This is a genomic window from Candidatus Thorarchaeota archaeon (assembly GCA_013388835.1).
Taxonomy (GTDB): domain Archaea; phylum Asgardarchaeota; class Thorarchaeia; order Thorarchaeales; family Thorarchaeaceae; genus JACAEL01.
The window spans coordinates 1-24,693 of the sequence record JACAEL010000071.1; the positions used below are offsets into that span (position 1 = coordinate 1).

At 53.6% G+C, this 24,693-nt stretch carries 29 protein-coding genes; 14 read left to right on the top strand and 15 right to left on the bottom strand.

Translation table 11 applies throughout. The features are described 5' to 3' along the window. The 5 genes from HXY34_11630 to HXY34_11650 all read left to right on the top strand — a co-directional run. The coding region (locus HXY34_11630; GenBank protein NWF96782.1) for an ABC transporter ATP-binding protein at positions 1 to 552 on the top strand (552 nt) is incomplete at its 5' end. Next, positions 545 to 2,398, top strand: a complete 1,854-nt coding sequence (locus tag HXY34_11635; GenBank protein ID NWF96783.1) for an ABC transporter permease — start codon at positions 545 to 547, stop codon at positions 2,396 to 2,398. The genes HXY34_11630 and HXY34_11635, both read left to right, overlap by 8 nt. Before the next feature lie 444 nt (positions 2,399 to 2,842). After that, positions 2,843 to 4,513: a lysine--tRNA ligase gene (gene lysS, locus HXY34_11640; GenBank protein NWF96784.1), complete on the top strand. Its 1,671-nt coding sequence runs from the start codon at positions 2,843 to 2,845 to the stop codon at positions 4,511 to 4,513. Between the two features lie 227 nt (positions 4,514 to 4,740). Next, positions 4,741 to 5,472: a CDP-alcohol phosphatidyltransferase family protein gene (locus HXY34_11645; protein NWF96785.1), complete on the top strand. Its 732-nt coding sequence runs from the start codon at positions 4,741 to 4,743 to the stop codon at positions 5,470 to 5,472. Next, positions 5,465 to 6,367, top strand: coding sequence for a hypothetical protein (locus HXY34_11650; GenBank protein NWF96786.1), 903 nt, complete (start codon positions 5,465 to 5,467; stop codon positions 6,365 to 6,367). The genes HXY34_11645 and HXY34_11650 overlap by 8 nt, the downstream gene beginning before the upstream one ends. Positions 6,368 to 6,380: 13 nt before the next feature. Here the strand turns inward: HXY34_11650 and HXY34_11655 are convergent, their stop codons facing one another. The 5 genes from HXY34_11655 to HXY34_11675 form a co-directional block, all read right to left on the bottom strand. Beyond that, on the bottom strand, positions 6,381 to 6,656 hold the full coding sequence (locus HXY34_11655) for a helix-turn-helix transcriptional regulator (protein NWF96787.1): 276 nt from the start codon (positions 6,654 to 6,656) through the stop codon (positions 6,381 to 6,383). A gap of 59 nt (positions 6,657 to 6,715) precedes the next feature. Next, positions 6,716 to 7,306 carry a hypothetical protein gene (locus tag HXY34_11660; GenBank protein ID NWF96788.1) on the bottom strand — a complete coding sequence of 197 codons (591 nt, stop codon included), beginning with the start codon at positions 7,304 to 7,306 and terminating at the stop codon, positions 6,716 to 6,718. A gap of 72 nt (positions 7,307 to 7,378) precedes the next feature. Further along, positions 7,379 to 7,663 carry a 30S ribosomal protein S26e gene (locus tag HXY34_11665; GenBank protein ID NWF96789.1) on the bottom strand — a complete coding sequence of 95 codons (285 nt, stop codon included), beginning with the start codon at positions 7,661 to 7,663 and terminating at the stop codon, positions 7,379 to 7,381. A gap of 67 nt (positions 7,664 to 7,730) precedes the next feature. Further along, positions 7,731 to 8,813: a histone deacetylase gene (locus tag HXY34_11670; GenBank protein NWF96790.1), complete on the bottom strand. Its 1,083-nt coding sequence runs from the start codon at positions 8,811 to 8,813 to the stop codon at positions 7,731 to 7,733. Then, positions 8,810 to 10,294: a hypothetical protein gene (locus HXY34_11675; GenBank protein ID NWF96791.1), complete on the bottom strand. Its 1,485-nt coding sequence runs from the start codon at positions 10,292 to 10,294 to the stop codon at positions 8,810 to 8,812. The genes HXY34_11670 and HXY34_11675 overlap by 4 nt, the downstream gene beginning before the upstream one ends. Positions 10,295 to 10,419: 125 nt before the next feature. Here HXY34_11675 and HXY34_11680 point away from each other — a divergent pair, with 125 nt between their 5' ends. The 5 genes from HXY34_11680 (at position 10,420) to HXY34_11700 (ending at position 13,197) form a co-directional block, all read left to right on the top strand. Then, entirely contained in the window at positions 10,420 to 10,914 is a 495-nt protein-coding gene (locus HXY34_11680) for an NUDIX domain-containing protein (GenBank protein ID NWF96792.1), read from the top strand. After that, positions 10,911 to 11,888 (top strand): MBL fold metallo-hydrolase, encoded by a 978-nt coding sequence (locus tag HXY34_11685; protein NWF96793.1) that lies wholly within the window; start codon positions 10,911 to 10,913, stop codon positions 11,886 to 11,888. The genes HXY34_11680 and HXY34_11685 overlap by 4 nt, the downstream gene beginning before the upstream one ends. A 66-nt stretch (positions 11,889 to 11,954) precedes the next feature. Continuing rightward, positions 11,955 to 12,230: a hypothetical protein gene (locus tag HXY34_11690; GenBank protein NWF96794.1), complete on the top strand. Its 276-nt coding sequence runs from the start codon at positions 11,955 to 11,957 to the stop codon at positions 12,228 to 12,230. Further along, the gene (locus HXY34_11695; GenBank protein ID NWF96795.1) at positions 12,218 to 12,631 is read left to right on the top strand and encodes a hypothetical protein; all 414 of its coding nucleotides are present in this window, start codon (positions 12,218 to 12,220) and stop codon (positions 12,629 to 12,631) included. The genes HXY34_11690 and HXY34_11695 overlap by 13 nt, the downstream gene beginning before the upstream one ends. 17 nt (positions 12,632 to 12,648) lie before the next feature. After that, complete coding sequence (locus tag HXY34_11700) at positions 12,649 to 13,197, top strand: hypothetical protein (protein NWF96796.1); 549 nt, start codon at positions 12,649 to 12,651, stop codon at positions 13,195 to 13,197. Between the two features lie 4 nt (positions 13,198 to 13,201). Here HXY34_11700 and HXY34_11705 read toward each other — a convergent pair whose 3' ends face one another. From HXY34_11705 to HXY34_11725, 5 genes are all read right to left on the bottom strand, one after another. Beyond that, complete coding sequence (locus tag HXY34_11705) at positions 13,202 to 13,420, bottom strand: hypothetical protein (GenBank protein ID NWF96797.1); 219 nt, start codon at positions 13,418 to 13,420, stop codon at positions 13,202 to 13,204. A 384-nt stretch (positions 13,421 to 13,804) separates the two neighbouring features. Further along, positions 13,805 to 14,635, bottom strand: a complete 831-nt coding sequence (locus tag HXY34_11710) for a hypothetical protein (GenBank protein NWF96798.1) — start codon at positions 14,633 to 14,635, stop codon at positions 13,805 to 13,807. A 69-nt stretch (positions 14,636 to 14,704) separates the two neighbouring features. Then, on the bottom strand, positions 14,705 to 15,391 hold the full coding sequence (locus tag HXY34_11715) for an ABC transporter ATP-binding protein (GenBank protein ID NWF96799.1): 687 nt from the start codon (positions 15,389 to 15,391) through the stop codon (positions 14,705 to 14,707). Between the two features lie 4 nt (positions 15,392 to 15,395). Beyond that, entirely contained in the window at positions 15,396 to 15,917 is a 522-nt protein-coding gene (locus HXY34_11720) for a hypothetical protein (GenBank protein NWF96800.1), read from the bottom strand. An 83-nt stretch (positions 15,918 to 16,000) separates the two neighbouring features. After that, on the bottom strand, positions 16,001 to 16,186 hold the full coding sequence (locus tag HXY34_11725) for a type II toxin-antitoxin system ParD family antitoxin (GenBank protein NWF96801.1): 186 nt from the start codon (positions 16,184 to 16,186) through the stop codon (positions 16,001 to 16,003). Positions 16,187 to 16,478: 292 nt separating this feature from the next. Here HXY34_11725 and HXY34_11730 point away from each other — a divergent pair, with 292 nt between their 5' ends. Then, positions 16,479 to 17,015: a GTP-binding protein gene (locus tag HXY34_11730; GenBank protein ID NWF96802.1), complete on the top strand. Its 537-nt coding sequence runs from the start codon at positions 16,479 to 16,481 to the stop codon at positions 17,013 to 17,015. Positions 17,016 to 17,111: 96 nt separating this feature from the next. Next, positions 17,112 to 18,251 carry a M42 family metallopeptidase gene (locus HXY34_11735; protein NWF96803.1) on the top strand — a complete coding sequence of 380 codons (1,140 nt, stop codon included), beginning with the start codon at positions 17,112 to 17,114 and terminating at the stop codon, positions 18,249 to 18,251. A gap of 72 nt (positions 18,252 to 18,323) precedes the next feature. Here the strand turns inward: HXY34_11735 and HXY34_11740 are convergent, their stop codons facing one another. The 5 genes from HXY34_11740 to HXY34_11760 all read right to left on the bottom strand — a co-directional run bounded on the left by HXY34_11740 (position 18,324) and on the right by HXY34_11760 (position 22,195). After that, positions 18,324 to 19,448 (bottom strand): inositol-3-phosphate synthase, encoded by a 1,125-nt coding sequence (locus HXY34_11740; protein NWF96804.1) that lies wholly within the window; start codon positions 19,446 to 19,448, stop codon positions 18,324 to 18,326. 203 nt (positions 19,449 to 19,651) lie between these two features. Then, positions 19,652 to 20,293: a DUF4443 domain-containing protein gene (locus HXY34_11745; GenBank protein ID NWF96805.1), complete on the bottom strand. Its 642-nt coding sequence runs from the start codon at positions 20,291 to 20,293 to the stop codon at positions 19,652 to 19,654. 5 nt (positions 20,294 to 20,298) lie between these two features. After that, the gene (locus tag HXY34_11750) at positions 20,299 to 20,943 is read right to left on the bottom strand and encodes a hypothetical protein (GenBank protein ID NWF96806.1); all 645 of its coding nucleotides are present in this window, start codon (positions 20,941 to 20,943) and stop codon (positions 20,299 to 20,301) included. 17 nt (positions 20,944 to 20,960) lie between these two features. Next, positions 20,961 to 21,701, bottom strand: coding sequence for a hypothetical protein (locus tag HXY34_11755; GenBank protein ID NWF96807.1), 741 nt, complete (start codon positions 21,699 to 21,701; stop codon positions 20,961 to 20,963). Then, positions 21,698 to 22,195, bottom strand: a complete 498-nt coding sequence (locus tag HXY34_11760) for a DUF4430 domain-containing protein (GenBank protein ID NWF96808.1) — start codon at positions 22,193 to 22,195, stop codon at positions 21,698 to 21,700. The genes HXY34_11755 and HXY34_11760 overlap by 4 nt, the downstream gene beginning before the upstream one ends. A 180-nt stretch (positions 22,196 to 22,375) precedes the next feature. Between HXY34_11760 and tmk the strand changes: the two genes are divergently transcribed. Together tmk and HXY34_11770 are read left to right on the top strand one after the other, a co-directional pair. After that, positions 22,376 to 23,038 (top strand): dTMP kinase, encoded by a 663-nt coding sequence (gene tmk / locus HXY34_11765; GenBank protein NWF96809.1) that lies wholly within the window; start codon positions 22,376 to 22,378, stop codon positions 23,036 to 23,038. Between the two features lie 253 nt (positions 23,039 to 23,291). Beyond that, on the top strand, positions 23,292 to 24,431 hold the full coding sequence (locus HXY34_11770) for a hypothetical protein (protein ID NWF96810.1): 1,140 nt from the start codon (positions 23,292 to 23,294) through the stop codon (positions 24,429 to 24,431). The last annotated feature ends 262 nt before the right edge of the window (positions 24,432 to 24,693 follow it).

Consider the following 24,693-nt stretch of genomic DNA (forward strand, 5'->3'; position numbering starts at 1 on the left):
GGCTCTGGCAAGACAACCCTGCTGAACATCATAGGCGCCATAGACTATCCCACGTCTGGTCGTGTCATGGTGATGGACGTACCCGTGGGCGACTACGATGAGAGCTTCCGAGCCAACTTCAGGCTTCTTAACACCGGCTTTGTCTTTCAGAGCTACAACCTGATCTCTACCCTGACCGCCATTGAGAACGTCATGTTTCCAATGCAGCTGGTGGATGTGCCTGTTGCAGCGACTAGGGCAAGAGCGTCCAAGCTGCTGGAGCAAGTTGGTCTGGAAGAGAGACATGACCATCTTCCATACCAGCTCAGCGCTGGAGAACAGCAACGGGTTGCCATTGCTCGGGCCATGGCCAATGACCCACCCTTGATCCTGGCGGACGAACCGACTGCCAATCTTGATGAGAGGAGCGCCGAGCATATACGAAGACTCCTCATGGAGTTCAACCAGCTTGGCAAGACGGTGATTGTGATAACACATGATTCAGAGATTACACGCAGGCCGGGCGCTCGCGTATTCACCATGAAGCAAGGAGAACTGAAGGCGGATGTCTGAACAGCGCGACTATGCCCTGCAAGATCTCAGGCGACGGCCCTACCACACCATGCTAGTCCTACTGTCCATCTCGACAGTTGTAGCGTTCTCAGTCTTTCTGTATCTGTTTGCCAACACACTTCTAGGTGTCACTGCTTACATCACATCTCTGGGACTCTCAGCGACTCTCAGGACCTTCTTCGAGGCGTTCATCTGGGGTACACTCGTACTAGCGCTCGTCCTTGGGGTCGTGGTTGTGACCAGTACGGTCTCTCTTGAGATGACGAACAGGCGACGCGACATAGGTCTCATGAAGTCAATTGGGACCACGATGGTCGCCGTGTACGATCACTTCATGGCCCAGGGCGTCACACTCCTCCTTTGCGGTACTTTGATGGGTTTGGCAATAGGGGTCGGGCTATACTTGTGTGGGATGGCATGGTTGTCTTGGGCCCTGCCAGGATTGCAGGTGGAGTTCCAGTTCCCCCTCGTTCAGATGCTTGCCATTGTTGTACTGTTCCTCTTCATAGGTTACTTTGCTGTGCAAAAGCCTATCTATGACGCCGTGAACACATCTCCGATATCCTGTCTGAACCCGGATTTGGGACAGAGGGTGAGAAGTGTCGGGTACCTTGACACGTTTGGACTTGCTTTCAGAATCGCTTCTCGGTCTACAGGCAGGAAGATTGCAGGAAGGAGGCGGTCCCTCCTGTCACTCTCCCTCAGCATAGCGATTGCAGCCACGCTATGGATAGGCGGTGGTGTTGTGGAGACCACCACTGATGCATATCTGACTCGCTGCATGGGAACTAACATCGTGGCTGTAGGTGATGCGGATCTACTGGAGACATACTACAATGCCATGTCTTTGCTCAGCTCGCCTCTGAATGGTTCAATTGAGTTTGTCAGACCTGAGAACATGATCCCTGCATCTCTGGTGGAGGCCATCTCAGACCTCAATGGCGTTAATACCGTAGACCAGAGACTCATTGCCTATGAGGATGTGTTGGAAGCATCCGTTGTGATCTTCAATCCGACCACACAGGAGTACGAACGGTTGGGCAATGACCAGACTTTCAAGGCCCTTGTGGTGGGACTAGACTGGAAGAACACGGTCTCGGAGTGGTATTTTGAAGGTCCTGGTTCATCAGGACCCGGAGATGCATGGATTGGAGGCTACATGGCCAGTACTATGTTTGTGGACCCACTGGTTCAGCGGCTAGGAGTTCGGGGCATTCGGCTTAACATCACTGCCTATGCCTTCGACATATCCAACGGAGGAATGGTTGCACTCATGTCCCTAGCCAGAATGCAGTCTCTCTGGGGTGTCAACGAGTCAAACCTCTTGCTGGTCCAGCTCAACTCGTATGACTCTCAGACCATATCCCAAGTCGAGTCACTGGCGAGCAGCTACGGTCTCAGTGTCTTCCTTCAGCAAGAGGTCCTGGACAAGAATCTGAGCGTGGTCGCAAGCATATGGTATCTCCTTCAGCCTCTTCCTGTGATGGCCCTCGTGAGCGCCTTTCTCAGCCTTGTGAGCTACTTGCTTGTGTCCGTCTCGAGCAGGTTCCGGGACTACCTCATCATGAAGTCCATTGGAGCTTCTCCTCTCTTCATAATCAAGACCATGATTGCCGAGGGCGTTCACATGGTTCTGATTGCGGGCATCCCTGCTCTGCTCGGTGCCTTCTTCTTCAGTGTCTACGGACTCGTACCCGAGGCATCAGTCCCCTCGATAGTCTTCCTACCCACGATGTTCGTCACGATTCTTCTGGCGCTAGTCCTTGTCGTGGTGTTGGCATCTATACCAGTATATGGTGTGTTCGGCAGGCCGTCTGAGCTTCGTCTCTCAGAGTTCTCTGTGTGAGAGTCTTGCACAAAAACGGCTCACTGTCAGTCAGACGAAGTCCGGCAGACTCAGGGCGCTCTTAGGAGATGGCACCTTGCTCATTCAAAAGGTCACCTGAGGTCAGAACTACCTCCGTCCCAGTCCGTGTACATCTTCTCGAATCACCATCACACGCCAAGTGGACAAGACCGTCCAGCCTCCGAATGACTGCGAGTACTCGGCACACGGTTACAGGACGATGTGGTGTTCGGATTGGAGGCCTGTCAGAGTGGTTAGAACAGACTGAGGTCATGCTGTGCGCAGTCCAAGCCCATTCAGCGACTCTCTCCATGCCTGCCACTATGACGACAACGTATTTTAGCGCACCACGTTCAGCGCTCCTCAGAGGATGTGTGCATTCCTGTGAGCGAGATTGGACTTCGCTCTCAGGCGTCCTCTGTGTCGGAGTCATGATGAATAACAATGCCCGAAGAACAACAGCAAGAAGAAGAGTTCTCTATACACTGGATTCAAGATGTGCTTGACCAAGTCCTAGCGAGGGACGTGAAGGAGTATCTAATCTCCTCGGGGAAGAGCCCGAGTGGTAGTATCCACATAGGCTTCATGCGCGAACTGATCACATCCGACGTCATCAAGCGGAAGCTGCTGGATGCGGGCAAGAAGGCACGGACAATGTTTGTTGTGGATGACTATGACCCCGTCCGATCGTTTCCCCGCGGAGTAACACTATCACTTGACGAGTGGGCTGGGGTCCCATATTCGGACGTGCCTGATGAGTATGGTTGCTGCAAGAGTTATGGCGACCACTGGACCAATGAGCTGATTGACACATTTCCCCACTTCGGCGTCAATCCTGAGATCGTATGGACGTCGGAGTTGTATGAAAGCGGGAAGATGCTTTCTGAGGTGCGCACGTGTCTAAAGAACACAGAAGTCATTCGCTCCATAATGATTGAGTATGTCGCCCGTGACTTCGAAGAAGCTCAACATGCCCAGTACGTCGAGTCTATGAGTGAGTGGTATCCTGCCTCTGTAATCTGCCCCAAGTGTGGTCATATTCAGTCTGGGAAAAAGGGGTCTATATTGCCGAATCGAATCACACACTATGACAGCAAGACTGACAAGGTGACGTTTGAGTGTACACAATGCGGTCATGCTGACACGCAGCCGCTGAACAGGCTGAGGGTGAAGCTCACATGGCGTGTTGACTGGCCTGCAAAGTGGCATCTGTTCAAGGTCACATGTGAACCTGCTGGAAAGGACCACTCTGTGAAGGGTGGGTCTTACGACACCGGTCTTGAGGTCTCACGTAGGGTGTTCGGATGGGAAGGCCCTGTCAAAGTCCCGTTTGAATGGGTCCAGATTGGTGGGCGCGACATGGCGACATCTGAGGGCGTCGTCTACACGCCTCGTGCGTGGAGAGAAATCGCACCGGGAGAGATATACCGATTCTTGATGTTGCGGACGGACCTACAGCGTACCATCAACATCCAGCCCGAACGGATTCCTGACATGGTGGACCAGTACGACCGCTTCGAGAGGCTGTTCTATGGTCTGGATGCGTCTGACGACCCGTCCCGAAGCGAGATGGCTCGACTCCTGTTTCCACTGAGTGAAGTGCGTCCACTCGGCGGCTATATTCCCAAGCTGTCATTCAGGGCAGCAGTCCTCCACTCCCAGCTTGAGGGGATTCTTGGGCATGAGACAGTATTGACGAAGTGTGTAGATGTGATCAAGAAGCAGTACGGACTGCAGCAGGTGCCTCCTGAGGCAGTCGAACTTGCCCGTGTTCGTCTAATGCAGGCTCTGAGGTGGGTGCAGCAGCATGGCTCGGAAAGGGACCGCGTTGAAGTGCCGGAAACGGTCCCGAAGGAGATTCGAGCAACCCTCACAGATGCCGACAGGCTCTTCCTACGCAGCTTTGCCGATGCTCTCAGAGGACACCATGAGAGTGACGAGGCGATACAGGCGGAAGTGTTCGACAGGGCTAGAGCAACAGGGATCACTGAGAAGAGAGCCTTCCTGGTCCTGTACCGCGTTCTCATATCGAGCAAGTCGGGACCCAGACTTGGGCCGTTTATCAATGCCCTCGGCGTGGACTGGGTCGTCAAACGCATCACAAGTGTCCTCTAGCACGGGGCCTCTGCACAACTCTGTGCCATGAGTCTTCCCGAGGTTTCACGGGCTGGCGAAGACGATACACGGAACGGCTCTCGATGCCTGTGCTCGCAGGAGTCACGCGATATGATGGTTCCTCTTCACTCTGCGGAGATGACTCCTGCGACTGGTCGCTTCCGCACAACACCTTTATTAGAAACACAGAGCGGCCGCCCGCAGAATAGGGACGGGTGCAAGACTCAATGCTAGGCCGTTTTCGTGAGCGCTACCAGAGAGCTATGATGCCTGTTGGCCGACTGCTGGCCAAGACCGGCATTACGCCAAATGGCATAACCACACTCACACTGTTGGTGGCCCTGTTGGCCGCGTATCTCTTCTACTTGGGTGAGCTGCTCTTGGGGTTAGTCACCATGCTCGTGACCGTGTTCATGGATATGCTTGACGGAGCCGTGGCTCGTGCCGCAAATCTTGCATCCAAGTTCGGCGCCACCTACGACCACACTCTAGACCGCTATGCAGAGTATCTCTTTGTCCTGGGACTGATGATGGGGCCCGTCGGCAACGTGACCATCCCATGGTGGCCCTACACTATGGGTGACAGCTTCCTCCCTTGGTTCTGGGGCACATTTGCGCTGTTCGGTATGGTGATGGCCAGTTTCACAAGAGCCAAGGCCGAGTCTGTCGGTGGAATGAAGAGCTGTACCGTTGGCGTCGCAGAGCGACAGGAGAAGCTCATGCTCACATTTGCCGGGATACTGCTCCTTGCTCTGTCACCCTCCAATCTCTGGATGGACTTCCTTGCTCTCTTTCCAGGCGAGACGACGAGCCTCTTCGCCAGCCTACGCATCACGAACATTCTGACAGTCTGCATAGTGCTTGTCGGCATCCTGTCCCATATCACGGTCATCCAGAGACTAGCATACGCCAGAAAGATGATTCCACTGGCGCAGCAGGAAGAGAATCCCCATGTATGAGCTTGCAGTCCTTGGTAATCCGTTGATACGTTTGGAGGCACTGAAGAGAGGTGCTTCAGGCAGTCTTGCTGGACCCGCAATCTGCACCGCGCTGACGGCAGCCAGACTTGGTATAGAGAACCTCATCTCCATCATGTCTGTACCGAACGAGTTGAGGGAGGCGGTGTCCAAAGACCTTGACCGCCTAGGCATTCCGGAGTACCATATTATCGATAGTGGTCACATGGCCGGACCCGAGGTGACCCTTGACCTCGACGGATGTCCATCCGAATACATGGCTTCGCCTCACAGTCTGAGAATTCGAGATATACCCGAAGAGACTGTCCTGTCTAACTCCATTCTCCTATGTCCGTCCTTCCAAGAGGTCGACACGGAACTGGTGCAGTGGATTGCTGACACCTCCGATGCGCGGTTACTATGGCATCCACAGCTCTACCGTGTGACAGAGGATGGCGGTTTCAAGCCTAGTCTCACCACGACAAAGGCACGAAGCATCTGTGCTCTTGTTCATGTGGCCAGAATCAACCTTAGAGAGTCCGAGGCATTGTCACATGACAGGGACCCATTCATAGGTGCTGAGCTGCTGGTTCATTGGGGCGCAGACATCGGAATTGTCACGATGGCTGAGAAGGGTTGCATAGTCTACGATGGTTCCGACTTCTTGGTGGTACCTGCTTACCCCGTCAAGCGCGCAACCCAATGCGGAGCGGGCGACGTGTTCCTTGCTGCCTTCGCTCTTGCATTAGATAAGGACTATGACCTGCGCTATGCGTCGGCATACTCCAGTGCAGTGGCCAGTCTACGCCTCGAGAATCCGTCATACCCGCATCCGCTGCGTGAGGAGGACATCCAGCATCGCTTGCGCGTTCTGCTCCCAGACATAGAGATACGGTAGGACTGCCCGCTTCTCATGTCATGTCGAATACCCTTTCGAGTGTTTCCTCAAGGAAGTGCTTTGCCTCTTGCATTGCATGTCTGCCCGCCTCGGTGATCTCGTAATACTTGCGCGGCGAATCCGCAGCGGTCTGAGTGGCGATTAGTCCGTCCTTGATGAGCCTGTAGATGATTGCGTAGCCGCTCACCGTGGCTGGAGAGAATCCAAATGTTTCGGTCACCCTCTTCTTTATCTCATACCCATAGAGCGGCCCTTCCTGTAGCAGACGCAGTATGTATATCCATAGCATCTCCTTTGTCAGCTTGTTGACCAGTCTGCCTACTGCCTTTGGTTTCTGTTCCGAGTGACTCACTGTCCTCTTGCCACCATCTTCTCCATTGTTGCTATGACTGCGCCAACACAATGGCTACTCAGGTATCTCTCTCGTCCGAGAGAGACTCTCCTCAGGTCGAGTCGCTGGAATAAGCTTGTCGAGCTGGAGTCATATCCCTCATGGTCTCCTAAGATAAAACTGTTCTGTGAGGCTCGATTGTACCTCAGAGCGTCCTCAATTGGTGTGCCTTCTTCGTCCAGCACCCAGATTGTCGAGCCCGCAGTGCTAATCTCACGAAGCGTCTCCTCAGCACTCTTGTAGGACAACTCCACATACTGTGGAGGTCTGTCCAAGAGTGAGTCCTTTATGGTGCGGGCCCATGCAACCTCACCACGCGGAACTTGCTGTGGGCATCGGAATGACAGAGTCACCTTGTCAGAGAGCACCACATGGAACTGAAGCCTTTCTCTGGGCCAACAGACTGGTCCCCAGTCGAAACAAGCAGCAAGGCTTCTGCAGACAACATCTATTCTTCCGCCCGTGCCGGGAAGGTCATTCAGTCTGAACTCACCACTCGTGGGTGTCTTGGGCATAATGAGGACGAACTGCAACACACAGAATGACATCCGGAGCCCCCACTAAGACATGAGGTTCTCCGGCCTCTGAATGCAATGTTCTGCATGACTGTACATCTTGCACTAGAATCTGGGCTTGGGCTTGCGCTCAGAATCGCTTCTGATCTGAATCTTGCCCATTGAGACCGCACAGCTGATGCAATAATACTGGGTCACAGTCTTGGTCTGGATGTAGCTTCCCTGCTGCCGAAGCTCTCTTGCCAGCTGAGGGTCCACTGCGGAGGTCCTCTTGGTGAACTTCTTTGCTTTGTCCGAGGGTATGACTCGTCCACAGGCTGTGCACTGGACAGTGTCTGACTTGCCATGGCCGCCTTTGCTCCGTCCGCTAGACTTCCTTTTCTTTGCCATTTGTCCCACCTTGGGGCGTGAACACAAGGGGCACGTTCGGTGCTCGCTTAAAACCTTGCTCTTGGTACTAGGTGCAGATTCCCAGAGTGTCTCGCACTGCTTCAATTATCTCAAGGTTTGCTTGAACAAGACGTGAATTGACTCCTCTCCGGACTTGGTCCTGCAGCGTGGGCTGAGGATCTCCGGCCAGACCAGTCAGACTGGCCTGCACACACAGTCCCAGCACAGAGGGATTATAACCCCCCTCGAGCACCCAGAACGACCCCTTTGCTCCAACAGAGTCAACTATCTCTCGCACAACGGACCCGAGCCTCCAGAACGTCCTACTATCCACATCCATGTTCCCGACAGGGTCTGCATAGTGCGGGTCATAGCCCGCAGACACCGCTATGATGTCCGGCCTGAATTCGGTCATTATAGGCCTCACAATCCTGTCAATCGCTGCAGCATACGATTCATCCGGAGATGAGTCGAAGAGTGGGATGTTTATGTTTGTGCCCTCTGCTTCCTCATAGCCAACCTCGCAGTAGTGGCCTCTTCCGTAGTTCTCTTGGTCGTACTCATGTATAGAGATGTACTGCACACTCTTGTCCGCATAGAAGATGTCTGATGTACCATCTCCATGATGGTCATCAAAGTCGAGTATGGAGACCCGTCCGACTCCACGGGTCTTCATTGCATGTCGTACTGCTACTGCCACGTTGTTGAAGAAGCAGAGTCCCCCCGCAGAGGACTGGGAGGCATGATGACCCGGGGGTCGTACCAGTGCGAATGCATGTCTTGCCCTGCCACTGGTGACGGTGTCCGCAGCTCTCATCGCTCCGCCAACGGCACTCAGAGCCGAGTCTAACAGCTCGGGACTTGCGAGGGCTGCGTTTCCAATCTCGCCGCTGCCAAGCTCTGTCATGAGCCTCACGGAGTCCACCAGGTAGGGTGTGTGTACCATCAGTGCATCTCTGAGAGTGGCCTTCTCAGCTCTATGATGAATAACACGTTCGATGATTCCTGTGTTTCGCAGGTGTTCCTCTATGACTTGCACACGGAATGCGTTCTCGTACGCCTCCAAGTTGGGTCTGGGGTATGGGGAATAGTGAAGTGCAGGTTCCTTCGGTGTCACAAGCGCAATCTCATCCCACGCCATGGTCATCATGCTCCTCCAGCTCTGGTTTCAGACTTGTCGCTCTCTCCATTGTCGAACAGCCGCTCTATCCGCATGACATATCGATACAGGGTGTTCAAGACCCGTGCTGTGACAACGCTTCGGTCCTCAACTGGAACAAGCCCGTCGACAGGCGAATGCTTCATGAAGCTCCGAGCCATGTCCTCGGCCCTTGTCCACACCCTGTCTGTTCGTGTCCAGACGTAGCCGTCCTTCTCAAAAGTCATCTGATGCTCACTCCTGAACTTCTCCACAGCCTCTTTCAAGATGACGGGAGGTCCCCTGCGCACAAACGAGCTCTCAATGACTGGTCGTTCCACAAGAAGACCAACTGCATATCTGTCACCCTCAAAGTACATCTCTGAGAGTACTCGCCCAAATCGCCTCTCACCGCTTGACTCCGAGATCATTTCGTGTGTGAGTCTCTGCATTACGCTCCATAGCTTGTCACGCAGTACTGTATAGTGTGCAGAGCCATCAGACCGGAACTCCAGCGCGAATGAGTGGTTTCGAATAGAGTCGGGAAGAGGGTCCATGGGAATGGGCCGTTCTAGGAGCATCTCAACAACCTGATTGTCATTTCCAGTCCTCAACGTGTGCAGCAGCTGAGACATCTGATGAATCACCCAGTTGCAGCTTCTCGGGGTGAAGCTAGAAGCAACATTCCTTGACGTGTCTGTCGGATCCATTATGTAGACATAGTCATCCTGAAGACCCTTGGTCTCTCTCAGTTCCTTCTGGGTTCTGCCATCCGGATCCTGCGGGTTCTCCCGAAGACTCAACAGTCTCTGTGATGCTCCTTCAAGGCCTCCGCCGAATAGGACGAGCAGTTCAAGCGAGTATCCGGTGAACCCCATCCTCCCAACTGCGCACTTGTCGCCGTATGCGTGACATGCTCGGACGAACGACTTGAGAATGCGTACGTCCTCCCTCAGTCTTGGATTCAATCTGCTGCTCACATAGCGTGTGTGGTGAACGGTTCTGTCGACTGCGGTTATGGGTCCCCTCTCCTTTATGTCTGAAGCTGACAGGTTGAAGCAGGGCAGAATGTCAACTTCGAGTCCGCTGTGCGCAAGCGAGAGGTATGGGTGCTGGGAATAGGTCTTCTGGATGTTTTCAGCGCTGACCAAGCGTGCTGCCGGGATGAACCAGTCGTTGACTATGTCTTCCATTGTCTGTCTCAATGCAGCTTCTCTCTCGCGCATTGGCAGTCCGAGTGTGTGCTCGTAATCCTCAGGAATGAGCCCAACGAAGAGGTCGATGTCCGATGCTCCCCTCAGTTGTGTCTGCTTCTTCCCTGTAGACCCCTCTGGTTCAATGAATGCGTATGACCTGCCAATCTGCTCTGCTCTGTCTCTCAGAGCATCGGAGACACTCCTAATGATTGACTGCTGAAGCATGACCTCTTTCTGTAGGGGTGTGACCACCGAGAGGACTGATTCTCTCACAGCTTTGCTCAGGAGCCCGTCCAATGTTCAGACCTTGTGTTCAGCTACACCCGTCGTGGCTAAGAAGCTTGGCCCATGCGTCATGACACCTCACATCTTTATACGATGCTCCTCCAGCCGCATCAGTACCGACTGAGGGACGCAAGACATTGACAACGATTCTGCCCATCGCGATATCGATTCTCCGTTATGGAAAGGACTACCTGTTCATCAGGCGCGAGAAGCCTCCCTACGAGGGCTTGTGGAGTCTGGTCGGCGGAAAGATCTCTGAGGGGGAACATATACGCAGTGCCGCGATACGGGAGGTCATGGAAGAGACCGGCGCTCAGAAAGTTGACAATTACGACTACCGAGGAGTGGTTTCTGAGCGACTTGTCGACGCGAATGGACGCCTAATGGCGCATTTCCTGATATTCGTGTCTTATGCCGAGATTGACCGATGCGATGTCAGAAGCAGCGAGGGCGCACTCGGTCTGTTCTCCGAAGACCTCGTGTTGTCGCAAGACAAGGCTTTTCTTCCATCCGACTGGTTCATGTTCAGAGAGCTTCGAAGACCGAGAAGTGAACTCGGAATGTATGAGGCGGAGCTGGCCCGAACCGATTCGCAGTACTCTTTAATCTACTTCAGGGAAGCGGGACGTTGAAGACTGGCGATATTGAAGTGACACCACTGGCCTCTGAGAGCATCGGAGTCAGGTCTATGTGTACCTTGGTCAAGACTCCAGACATAGTCGTGCTCCTAGACCCCTCGGCTGCTCTGGCTATGCGCTTCCAGCTGGAGCCTCATCCAAGCGAGTACCGTGAGCTTATGCGACGCCTCGAGCGCATATTCGTTGCGGCGCGAAGTGCCGATGTGATCTCCATCTCGCACTATCACCATGACCATGTCCGACCGGGTTTCACAGACTTCAGGTACCTGTTCAGTTCGAAGGAGGAACTGCTCCGTATGGTTGAGGGAAAGACCGTGTTGGCCAAAGACAACCGAGAACACATCAACCCGTCACAGAGGCGAAGGGGCTTCTATTTTGAAAGGGATGTAGCAGAGACTGCCGAGTCTGTCCACTGGGCAGACAATCAGGAGTTCCACTATGGAGGGACCTCTGTGAAGTACTCTCCCCCACTGCCTCATGGTCGGGATGGCAGTCCGCTGGGTTTTGTTCTGGCCACCATCATCACGCATGGTGACAATACGGTCTTGTTCGCGCCCGACGTTCAGGGGCCCGCCAGCCGCACAACTCTGGAGTACCTCAAGTCCATCCCTGCCGATGTTGCCATAGTTGGTGGTCCTCCGTTGTATCTGGATACATTCACTCCAGATGAACGGCGCCAAGCACAGGAGTCGCTTCTGCAACTCTCCAAAGCCTTTCCCGTCCTAGTCGTGGACCATCATCTCGCGCGCATAGCTACATACAATGAGTGGTTGTCACCCGTCGTGGATACCGGCCACTCCGTAGACCATGAGGTCCTCACCATGGCTGAGCTTGCTGGTGAGCCGAGAAGGTTTCTGGAGGCTGCCAGACGTCAGAACTACGACACGGACCCACCGAGCCAGGAGTTTGTCGAGTGGGCTTCATCATCTGACGAGTTCAAGTCTGCAAACAAGCCCCCGGGAGTGTGACTGTGGTCAATATGGGCGCGAGGACATGCGCGACACCTTTTTTGGCGAATGAACTGAGACTGTCCCATGATGGAATTGACCGACAGTACGCTAGACGGAGTGGGCACAGACACAACCAAGTACCTTATTGGAGATATGGGAGTTGAGATTCTCTGTCTAGTGGATCAGGGCTGCACCGACGACAATGACCTTGTTCGACTGGGCGGCCTCTCGATGAGCTGTCTGGAAGTCAAGATCCCCTTGCTCACCACACTGGGTCTACTGATTGTGGGAGCGGAAGGATACAGACTGACTCCGGCCGGACAGGCCTTCTTGGAGGGTATGCTCGGTTGGGCGTCCTAAAGGAACTGACCGAGGGGTTGGTATCTCTAGTCAGAGGATGTAGTATTGACCTCAAGCATCTCGGGTCGACCGTGGGTCTTACTGATGGCTCACCAGTCCTTATTGTTGCCACCAAGAGCGGCTTTCTCCGCGTGATTCCTGTTGCCAGTAGACATATCGCGCAGATTCGTATTGCCTTCACCCTAAGCAGGTTTCGACACTCCGCGCATTCGCTTCTATCATTGATACGAGGCCGTGAGATGCAGATGGTGCATTCGACTGGTTTCTGTCCAATGCATGACCGATGCATTTGGGAGGGGTATTTCTTGGCTGGCGAGAGAGACAAGATTGAAGAGCTATGTGCATTGGTGCGCAAGATGGACGACGTACTCGGTGTTGAAGTGACGTATCTCTCAGCGTGACGAGGAGGCCGCAGGCTTTGGAAGGCAACAAGACCCGGGAAATCATCAGTAGGTTCAGGCGAGCCAACTCCGAAGCTGACGAGTGCCTCCAAAGCGAGGAGTACCAGCAGGCCATGGCACTCTATTACGACGCAAGTCAGTCCGCAGATGAGATGTGCGAGAGGTTCCTCACTCTCCTCATTCGTACTGCGCCCAGTACTGCACATCGTACACTGATTGTAGAAGTCCTAGCATGGCGTCTCCGCTACTATATGACTCAGTATGACTACCATCTGGCCGTCGCACAGACTCTGTCGGGGCTGCCTAGAGATGAGTGGATTGCCCGACTTGAAACAATACTTGTGCTCTCCCAGACCTTGGTCACGAAGCTTCTGCCAGTCCTTCGTGAAGTAGATGACGTTGCGATAAAGATGAGAATCCAAGAGGCTCTGCGTGACTGGGTATCGGGTATCCGTCGTCTTGTTACAAATCTGAGGAGTTGGGGGTTGGCGAGCGCTCAGGCATCAGGAGTGCTCGAATGGGCGTTAGACAACAATCTTGACGCTGTCATCATTGATAGCCGCTAACATGTCAGGTCTTCTTCGCAGTCGCATCCACAAGCGAAACTGCCACTTCAGTGTCTGCAATCTGATATTGACTGTCGATGTAGCAGACCAGAAAATGGTCATTGTGACGAATGACTATGGGAATCGGAAAACGCTTCACTTCCTTCAGGGCTTCTAGTGGCGCCTTCCAGTAAATGGTTTCCTTGCATACAGGACACTGCAGCCATTTCAGCCCTTCAGACATCGATACCACCTATCAGTTCAGGAGCGGGCGAAGACGGGCGTAACCAAAACATGCCTATAACGTTTTCTTCATCAGATTCGCGAGTGTCAACATGGGCATCTGTGCCATTGTTCGAACTCCTCATGGCGCCAATTAGGCGGTTCGGTCGATTCGCGCGTTCATCAACGCCCTCTCAGATTTGGTCCCTCCTCGATGGCCAGATCCCTCCTCGGCGTCCTTGCGACTGGCCTACTGCGACTTACACGAAGACCAGTCTAGGTCAGGCGAACCGGGGAACCGGACATGGGCAAATTGAAGAGAACCTGAGATGACCTCCGTGCAGTCGAGTACTCTCCAGCATTACAGCAGCTGGTTACGAGATGCCTCTCTAAAGTCATTGTCTGCTTATTCATCAATGTCCGTGTCCCATGCGCCGGGGTCCTCAATGTCTCTGCTCAGGATTGGTCTTCTTCTTCGTGCCAAGTCTGAAACATCCATTCTGTCACTGTCGACAACGAGCTCTTTCGACTCCTCGTCGAGATAAGCTGGGATTATGCCCTCATCAATCCCACGTTTCACAAGACCCTCAACACGATGTGGCTCTAGGCCTGTGCTCTCAGACAGACTGGCTATACTGACAGCGACTTCGGACTCCAGAGAGGTCCTCACGAAGTCTGCAAAGAGCAATACAAACTGGCGTTTCACCCTCGATACACCCTCTCTTGTCATCACTCGGACGAGAGCTGCATCGATGTACTTCTCGGCATCACCGAACTGATACTCACTGAGCATCAGAGCAAGATTGATCAGCTCCTTGGCCTGCCCATGTGTCGTTTCTGCGGCTGCATGTATGAGCTGGCGTGCGAGTTCGAGGTCTCCTCCCATTATGGAGCTGAATGCACCGTCCACGAACCTCTTAGGATTCTTCTCGTGCTCTGCCGCAAGTATGAACGCCTCTGAGGCGATTTGGCAGTCAATCTCGTACTTCTGATGCTGTCCCTCTAGTATCCAGAAGTACGCCGCCTCCATCATCGCCTCCCCTGCGGGACCGTAACTGTGGCAGAGCATACCGTGTTCATAGGCACGCTCATAGGACGTTGCTGCCTTGGCGTACTGCTCCCATCGCCTCCAACACTCGGCAGCTTGAATGAACAGCTCCACCGCCTCAGTGTTGCAGCCCAGCTTGGCCATGTCGTCGGCCATGCTGTCAAGCGTATCACAGTCGGAGGACGGCATAGGTAAGACACTCCCATGTTGACTGCTTGCTTCCTAGCCAGATTTAGGTGTCGATGTGATCCACTGTGTCTATTTGTCCGAGACTATTGCTCCGTCCTTCATCCGGAGTACTCTCCTGGCGTACTTCACCAGCTCTTCGTTATGTGTTACGAGGACCACCGTCATGTTCTTCTCCTTGGCCACTTTGGAGATGAAGCGCATGACAGTCTCTCCGGTCTTACTGTCTAGGTTGCCGGTGGGCTCGTCGCAGAACAGGATTGGAGGGTTGTTGACCAGAGCACGGGCTATGGCAATACGCTGTTGTTCTCCTCCTGACATCTGACGTGGGAAGTGATCCTTTCGTTCGAGCATGTCCACCTCGCGAAGAACCTCAAGGGCCATCGCCTCCTGCTTTTCTCTCTTGAGCTCGTCACTGGGCCACAACACGGCCTCAACATTTTCCTGAGCGGTAAGGTCCTCTAAGAGGAGGAACGCTTGAAACACGAAGCCGATCTTCAGTGCTCTGAGTTTGGGCATATCGCGTTCGCTAATGAGCGTCACATCAACACCATCAAGCAATACCCTCCCGGAAGTGGGAGCTTCCAGACCTGACATGACATGGAGGAGGGTGGACTTTCCACAGCCACTGGGCCCCACTACGGCAATAAACTCGCCACGGTCTATCTCGAGGCTGATGTTCTTAAGCGCTGCAACTGTCTTCTTGCCCCGACCGTATTCCTTGTTTACATCTTGGACTGAGATTATTGAGTTTGCCATGCTTCTATTCCTCCCTCAGCGCTCTCATCGGTGGAATCCTCATCGCTCTGGCTTGTGCGAGAGCAAGGCCTGGAATCTGTAGGATTACTATGTAGAACAGTGTCAGAATCATTGGGCTGAATCCCACGACTATCAGGTCTCTAATGTTCCCCAGTAACTCTATCTGACCTACGTAGGATATGAGTCCTAGAACCTCGACACTGACTTGAAAGACGAGCAGGAACGAAGTCAAGGCCACGATTATCACTTCTCCAACCAAGAGAAGAAGGATCTCATCGTTCGCCCACGATACACACTTCAGGATTGCTATGTCTCTTCTTCTGAACTGAGCTATCAGAATGGCGTAGACCGTGGCCACGATGAGCGCCATACCCAGCAGCGGCAGCTCGAAACCTGGTGGTCCTCCCTGCTGCAGGCCTCTTCCAACAACTATGTACAGTACTGCATAGATTATAATGAATGCAGTGACTCTCTTCTTGGCGCGGAATGCGAGCCGAAAGCTCTTGAATAGTATTCTTATGTTCAAGAGGATGACCTCCCACTTAGCGTGTAGTGGCTGCAGGTTGTCAACGCCCCAGCCTAATGTACATTGCGCCTGCTAATACCGGCTCAGTTCCCTTCATCCAGTTCGGAGAGGGCTGTTGGAGGCACTCCATCCACCCACAGCTCCTTCATCAATAGGTCCCTAATGGCAACCCTGATTGCTTCGCTCCGCGATGGATACATGCCTTTCTTTACGAGCTTGTCTACGCCATCGACGTATATGTCGCTCATCTTGACCGTGATAAGCCGCATCTTGCTCACATCTGACCAGTCTGCAACACGCCGGCTTGGTATAAGAACAGTATGCCTCTGTCACCAATGAAAGTACTTGTCATTGTACATCTGCAAATCATTCAACGGACTGTGAGCGAGGACAGCAGTCGGTGGAGCCAACCGACTCGGGTGACATCTTCGCCTCACTCCATTGGAGAAAGCTCTAAATGCTAAGGGACAAGAAACAGCGTTGAAGACCAAGCGGTATAGATGTGACTGTGACTCTTGGCCCCTTCTAAGCACTTGGTATAGTAGAAAGAGAGGCTTTCGGTTGACAGACACTTTCGATTACATGAGGAAGGTGTGCATGATTGGTGCGGGGGGTAGTGGGAAGACCGCCCTTGTCAACCGATTCCTGACGCAGAAGTTCTCAGAGCAGTACATTGTCACGATTGGTTCTCAGTTTGCTGTGAAGACCGTGACCACCCAAGACGCGAAGGGTGCCGATGTTGTCGTCAAATTACTAGTCTGGGACTTGGCCGGACAGGAACGGTTCGACTTCATCAGGACAAGCTACTACAGAGGCTCGAAGGGTGCCCTCCTTGTCTACGATGTGACGCGCAAGAGCACATGGGTTGAGCTACCCAAGTGGATCCAGGAGACTGACACTGCGCTGGGCCAGAGAATCCCCATAATCCTTCTGGCTAACAAAGTTGACCTTGTGGAAGAGCGAGTGATTACGACAGAGATGGGCCAAGACTTCGTCACGGAGAACAGACTGGCAGGGTATCTCGAGACGAGTGCTCTCACAGGGCAGAATGTCGAGAAGGCCTTCCACCTTTTGGCGAAGGCGAGCATTAACGGCTAGTAGAAATCCACAGTGGGATTCGATTGCCTGTACCAGCTAGAGGATATATAGGACTGGTGCTCGCGTAGATGCGTAACACATAGTGAGTTGAGCATCTTGACACCCACAAGACTTGACCTGAAACTGCTTGAAACGCTGTGCAATGCCTTTGGGCCGAGCGGATTCGAACACGAGGTGCAGAGGATAGTACGAGACTACGGATCAAAGTACGCGGAAGAGGTGCTTCATGACCGAATGGGCTCGCTGGTGTTCAGGCGGGGAAAGACTGGACCGAAAGTCATGCTTGCCGGTCATGTCGACGAGATTGGCTTTGTCATAACCGAGATTGACAAGAACGGCTTCTTGAAGTTCCATCAGCTTGGAGGATGGTGGGACCAGACGCTACTGGCGCAGGAGGTGGTAATTGCCCCGTCTGAAGGAAAGGAGAAGGTCATAGGCATCATTGGTGCTCCCCCACCCCATGTTCTCTCGGTTGAAGACCGCGCCAAGGTGATGACCAAGGAGCGTATGTACTTTGACATCGGGTGCAGCTCTGCCGACGAGGTGAAAGAGCTCGGCATTCGAGTCGGAGACCCTGCCGTTCCATACTCCTTCTTCCGGACCATGAAGCGCATCAAGAAAGAGAAGGACGGGGACGACAAGGATGCGAAGGAGACGACCAGGGAAGCGCATCTCGCAGTGTCAAAGGCCTTCGATGACCGAATAGGTGTGTTCATTGGTCTGGAAGTCTTGAAACGGTTGTCGGAAGACAAGGTGGGTCACCAGAACAGCGTCTACTTTGTGTCCACCACACAGGAGGAAGTGGGACTGAGAGGTGCTCAGACTGCGGCTCAGATGATCATGCCCGACATAGGCTTCTCCCTCGATGTGGACATATCCGGTGATGTGCCCAGTGCGGAAGGTCTTGTGCAGAAGATGGGCAAAGGAGTCTCTGTGTCTGCCGGCGACGGATCGATGATTCCGAATCCGCGGCTGAGGAAGTTCGTCCTGAAGGTCGCAGAGGAGATGAAGATCAAGCACCAACCTGCGTTCCTTAAGGCTGGGGGCACAGATGCTGGTGCAATCCATGTGACAGGAAGCGGTGTCCCATCGCTGTTCATAGGCATCCCCACACGACACATCCACTCTCATCACGCGATGTTGGACCTTGACGATGTGGAGAACGCTGTTCAGCTCTTGGTGGAAGTCATCAAGCGACTTGACGAGAAGACCGTGAAGAGCTTTACCGAGCTCTAGTGTGAATGAAAGCATGGAGGTCCGGGCTCAACAATCCGCCGGGCCTCCGTGCACTCTGCTGGTGGGGATGTACTACCTCTCTCTATTTCCCTCGATGAACTCGTCAACACGTTTTCTTGCTTCGAAGTCGTCGATCTGATACCTCGGATGCTTGAACGAGTACGAGCATATGCTTGACAGTTCCCCGCCAATGCCACGGTCCAGCGCTATCTTGACCGCACGCGCAACATCGATGATGACTCCTCCACTGTTCGGCGAGTCCTGAACAGAGAGCTTGAGCGTAAGGTCAAGTGGGAGGTCACCAAAGGCCCTAGACCGCATTGTGATGTAGCACACCTTGTTGTCACCCAGAAACGGCACATAGTCGCTGGGGCCTATCTTGGTCGGAAGCTCATACGGAACGCAGCTAGTTACTGCCTCTGTCTTGCTAATCCTCTTCGACTTTAGGCGGCTCTCTACCTGCATATTCTCGAAGTCGGTGTTTCCACCTATGTTGAGTTGGTACGTGTTCTCGATGATTAGGCCTCTTTGATGGTAGAGCTGAGTGAGCACTCTGTGCAGAATTGTGGCTCCAAGTTGGCTCTTGATGTCGTCGCCGGCACAGGGTATGCCGCGTCTCTCGAACTCCTTGGCGAGAGGACTGCTCGGGTCCGAAACAATGAACTCCGGAATCGCGTTGATGTACCCTACGCCGGCTTCCAGAGCGGCCTTGGCATATATCCGAGACCCTTCCGCACTTCCCACCGGCAGGTAGCTGATGAGCATGTCTGCGTCTGCCTTCTTTAGCTCATCCGCGACATCCACCGGTTTCATTTCCTTCTCATCGTACGTGTAGAAGGACTCCCTCATGTGAGGCGCCACCCCGTCGGAGATTGGCCCCGGAAGGACCTTCACACCTGTCTTGGGCACATCTGGTGCAAACACAGCACAGCAGTTTGGCTTGGCCCAGATGGCATCTGCAATGTCAAGGCCAATCTTGTTCTTGTTGACCTCAAAAGCTGCAACGAACCTGAGGTCCTTAGGGAAATAGCCTCCGAAGTCCACATGCATCAGCCCGGGGACTTCTTCGTTTCTCTTTGCATGTCTGTAGTAGTGAGCACCCTGGATGAGTGCGGAGGCACAGTTGCCGAGTCCTGCTATGGCAATTCGTATTTCTCCCACTAGGCTCAGACCTTCTTCGAAGTATTCTCTGGTCATAGAATAGTGAGCATATTTAACCCTATCGAGCTGACCGAGGAGAGTCGCAGCTCAGCAGGTCTCTATCGTACTACTGGCCCGTGTGTGAAGATGTGCTATGTGTGGAGTGCTCTGCTGCCGGCCCCATCTGTGGAAGTAGTCCAAGTCAGCGTGTGGATCTGGCCCGTTTCACTGAAGTCCTTCAGTGGGCCGGTTTCTCTGAGTCACCGGTCATCTCTGAATAGTGTCATGGCCGCAGCCATGGAGACCTCTCTTGCGACATTTGGGTCATCTGATGTGCCAATGACCACTGCATCACCATCTTCCGGTTTGAGACTGTCCAGGAGCAGCAGGGTCTGCCTCTCATACACTCTCAGGACCTGGAAGTCATCGGGAGGCATCACCAGGAGTCCATTCCTGTATACCAATGTGGTGGCACCTGCCGAATCGAGGCCTCCGTGGACTATTGCCTCGTCTCTCTGTCTTATCCCGTTTGTGACGTGTTTGGCTCGCCCTCTCACCAGATTCGCATACGCCTTCTTGTAGAGCACGAGGCCTCTGAGGTCTAGGAACAGCCCCATTGGGATGTCGGCTGTTATGGCCTTGAACAGCGCCAGTCCCTTCTGTGTGAGTCTCTGTCCTTGCTTGCCATCAGCTTCTGTGAACCCCTCTTCAGTGAGTCGCTTGATGAGCGTCCTGACACTGCCCTCGCCAATGGACATGTTCTCACACATCTCATATCTTCCGAGAGGCTGTTCGCGCCCTATCATAACAAGCGCAACAGCCACATGATATGGCCTAAACACAGGGGGGACTCTACCATCTGCTGGCTCTGCAAGACGAGTCATTGTGCGCAACCATGACAAGTGCTCTAACTCTCCGCATGCGCTTCCTGCGAGTCGCTTAATTGCTCTTCCGCTCTCAAATCGCTTTCACTCAGGTCTGAGGGGCCGCCTGTCTTCAGAACCTGAGTGATGGCACCGTGGAGTGGCGGTGTGACAAGAGGGAATAGAACTGCATTCGAGACCACATGCATCAGCATGAACGGGATGCCTGTGACAAGCACAGCCCCAATCGGGATGCCCGTAGTCCATGACCAGGCGATGTTTGTGACCAAGTCAAAGTAGAATGTACCCAGCGCACCTGCGAGTGTCAGAACTACCAGATGCGCACGGTTGTTCCGTTTCCAGAGTCTAGATCCCATATACGCGCCAAGTGCAACGATGAGTATCCAGCCGCAGACTTGGCCAAGCCAGATCTGCGGTACAAAGGCTCCCCATGGGTTGAACCAGCTATAGACAATCGACATCAGTATGACACATGTGAGCGCAGTTGAGAATCCAAAGACTGAGGCAGTCACAAAGAGCACTGTTGTGCCCAGTTCGACGTTCGGTATTGCCACAAGCGCATAGTTGCCAACGAGCGCGAGAGCACTCATGATGGCAATCATCGAGAGATGTTCGCTAGAGCGAAGCCGAACGTATGCGGATGATGCGCCCACTAGCCGCCACCCCACGCTCTTCTCACGGACCTCTATCTTCTTCTCGTCCAGATGATAACGACTGCCAGTATGGCTGCGACTGTTACTCCTGCCACGATAGGAAGCAGTAATCCTCCGGCGTAGGTCACCGACTGCAACTCAATTGTCAGGTTGTAGTCTTGACCGAAGCTGTAGAACGTGCTCCCTTCTACCAATATGCCTGTCACAGTGTCATAGGCCAGTCGGGTCTTCTGAGCCTTTCCGAAGGCGGGGGCGTCTTGTTCGTATTCCAAGACCATGCATAGGTAGGCGTGACCTGTCGCAGTCACTTCCTTGAATGACGACTGAACTGTGCCATTCATGTAGTTGCCTGCAACCCTACTGGCGGCCTGATAGGCTGTCTGGTTGAGAAGCGCAAAGCTCTCATTTCCAACAGGGACAACGAGTCCCGGCAGCCATGGGGTGAGCCCCCATATGCTTAGAGTCAAGTCCTTCGCAATGTCAGTGTCCTTTCCCTTCCAAGTCGCATTTCCAAGGGTGAGTGTCCCATTGACATCCTCGCCAATCTCGGTCACCTGAAAGACCATCATGCTGTTCTTCGCAGCGAGCCACTTTCCCGACCCCGAAAAGAACAGTTCAAACGGCACGTCAGGAGCCTCCAGGACAGTCCACGAGATGACGGGTGTGCCAAAGGGGCCCGGTTGCAACACGCCACTGTACTGCATACCTGCGGCTACTGCCGTAGCAGGTTGGAACATCATGAGTATCATTAGGCATAGTAGTGTCTTGTTCATGTGTGCGGTCCTCTCCTCAGGTTGACGCGGCCGACTACTAGTACCAGCGCGAATGAGACTGCAACTAGGGCTGTGAGTAGCAATAGAAGCGGCTCAGGGGCTTCCGTGTTCTCGGTAGAAAACGCCGAAGCAGTCAACTTCCAGACGACATGATCTCCATCACTGATCCTGTGCTTGTTGGCTGCCACGGTGCCGAAGACCCCGTTCACCCAGTACTGCCACCAGCGACCTTCCACTGGCATGTTGGTTACGCCCGCAATGGATGTCACGAAAGCCAAGTCTCCGGTCCATGAAACGGTCACTTCGACAGCACTCTGTGTCAGGTTAAGAACGTCTGTGCCCTCCAAGTCGCTGAATGATATGACCGTTCCATTTCCGAAGTCTAGACCGAGTGTGACACCGACGGCTGCTGGGGTTGTGGCGTCAGCATGAGCGCTCACGGCAGGAATGTGCATTGTCACAGCTACCAGAGCCATGCAGGCAACCAGTGCCAATCGTCGCAGTGTAGTCACCACCTTCTAGGATAGGTTGACCTACGAGATGCTGAGCTTCATTTAAGCATTACTGACGAGCGGTTGTCTTGAGAATGAGATGGTTTTTAGGGGGTCTGTCTGTGTGAGTCCATGCCGCAGTTCATGTGGAATGGCCAAAGATGAAAGGAGCTTGACACTGCCTTGGATGAAGGAATAGGCCCGCCCACGCACAAGTCAAGACACAGAGGCCATCTGTTCGTTCTCGAGGGGATTGACGGAGCAGGCAAGACCGTAGTCTGCGAGTCCGTACTCCGAATACTCTTGGAGGACGGTACTGACGCTGTGCGACTTAGGGAACCCACAAAGGAGAGCAGGTGGGGGAAGGAGATCTGGGAGCGTTCGAGAGCTGGAACGCTATCCCCCTCCGAGGAGCTAGATCTGTTCATGTTGGACCGCAGATGGAACGTGGAGAACAGGATTCGGCCAGCACTGGAGTCGGGCAAAGTGGTTGTGATGGACCGGTACTTCTTTGCCACAGGCGCATATCAGAGCACCAGTACGGGAATTGACTGGAGGGAAATCCTGCGAAGGAATCGTGAAGAGGTGGGAGCTCCTGAACCAGACTTGGTGTTCTTGCTTGACCTCCCTGTCGACGAAGCACTCCGCAGGGTCGGCTTTAGGACCAGTGAACCTAACAGGCAGTTTGAGAGGATGGAGCGACTTGTGCGAGTCAGACAGAACTACCTTGAGATGGCTCGGGAAGACTCTGCCAATTACGTAGTTGTCGATGCAACACAGTCAGTGGATCAGGTCATACATGATGTGTACTGTAGAATCTATGATTGGTTGCGAGGCCAGACATGAGTGGACTGGTATACGCCAGAACAACGACCCCGTGAGATGCAGACTGATACCACTTGTGAGCTCTGTCAATGTCGACTAATATGTGGAGTTCTCAAATGTGCTGCAAGAGTCTGCAAAACCTACCAAGCTGAGAAAGACGCAGAGCAGCCTTTTGGCGAACGATTTTTGCAGAAGCTTTTTTAATCCGGTAACCCGACCCGTTCATGGTACAGCAAATCTCGTCATATCTCGACCTTTCAGGGAGACCGCAATAATGCCCGTGGCGATGCTGCTCATAGACTGGGACTCGAAAATAGGCGCTGTGCTCAAGGCAAAAGTTCCTGCAGACTTTGCTGACTACTATCGGGAGGACCTAAACACAGAGATCATGCGTATCTTCACATCCCATGCCATGGGTGATGCGACAGCTGGTTTTGCATCTCTGAGTGTTAGAATTGGTGGAGAAGAGTACAACGTCGCGTCATACTACACAGGTGTAGTGAGAGAAGAGGAGCAGTACTGTGTCTCGCTTCTCCTGACCTCCAATGAGGACCCAAAGACGTACGAGGCCGCTCTGACATCGATAGTCTCTCCACTAACGAACTCAGTGACGTCGCTCACCGATGTCGAGCTTCAGTCAGAGCTTGAGAACACCTATCGACGCATCATACGGTTGGCTGGAATGACCGATGAGAGCAGGCTCGCTCGGTTGTTCTCCGATGAGGTGGCTCGCGCAGTATTTCCCAAGCTCTGGCGTGGCGGCATATCCAAAGAAGACCTCGAGGAATGGCTCAAGATGGTTACCGGTCTTCCGAGCGTAAGCGTTGACTCGGTAATTGCTCCCTTCGAAGAACTCGGTCTGGTGAAGACCGAGTGGGTTGATGAGATTGGCCGCACCTGTGTGTTCATGATAAAGGACCTAGAAGTGTTTCGTGCTCCACCCTTGGTTGCCATGGAAGCCGCCTCGTCGATTCTTGACCCTGAACTGGCCGCCGAGTACAAGGCAGAGGTGATGGAGTTCCTGACCGAGTGGCAGAAGACCCCTGAGGACACTGTGTCCGTCGCTCAGGTTCTTGCTGACCCGGACTGCTATGATGTGCTGAGCGAGCTCAGGATGCGACCAGTGAACATCGCGGAGCTTGAAGCAAGTCTTGGGATTCCCGCCAAGGAGATGCGGACTGCCATTCAGACACTGAAGAAGTACAGGATAGTTTCCGAGAAACGCCGCAAGGGTCCTTCTGGTGACTATGACAAGTGGCTCTTCCTTCTCAACGACATAAGGGTCAGGTTGTTCTTCCCCGAGTACTTCCTCCAGACTCTTGTTGCAGAGCTTGAAAAGGCACCCGACGACTCCCGACAGATGGAGATGGTGCACCATCATCTTCGGCTGCTCCGTGACAACTTTCCACGTTAGTCCGTCCGTGTTTCTGCATGTGAGCTGTGACTAGGAAGGTTCATATGCCCTCCAGTTGCGCATTTGCATTGAGGATCTGATTTGTTCAGGTCCGAGCTCTACACTGGGAAGCGCCTTTCCCGTCTGAAACTCGCATTCACAAGATTGGTCCCAAGTCTGAGTTTCTAGCATTGGTCCCTCTGCAAGACTTGTCTTGCAGGTATTCGCACATACCGATTTCTAGCGCAACCTGGTGGAGAGCTGGTCCACATGACCTGACGGA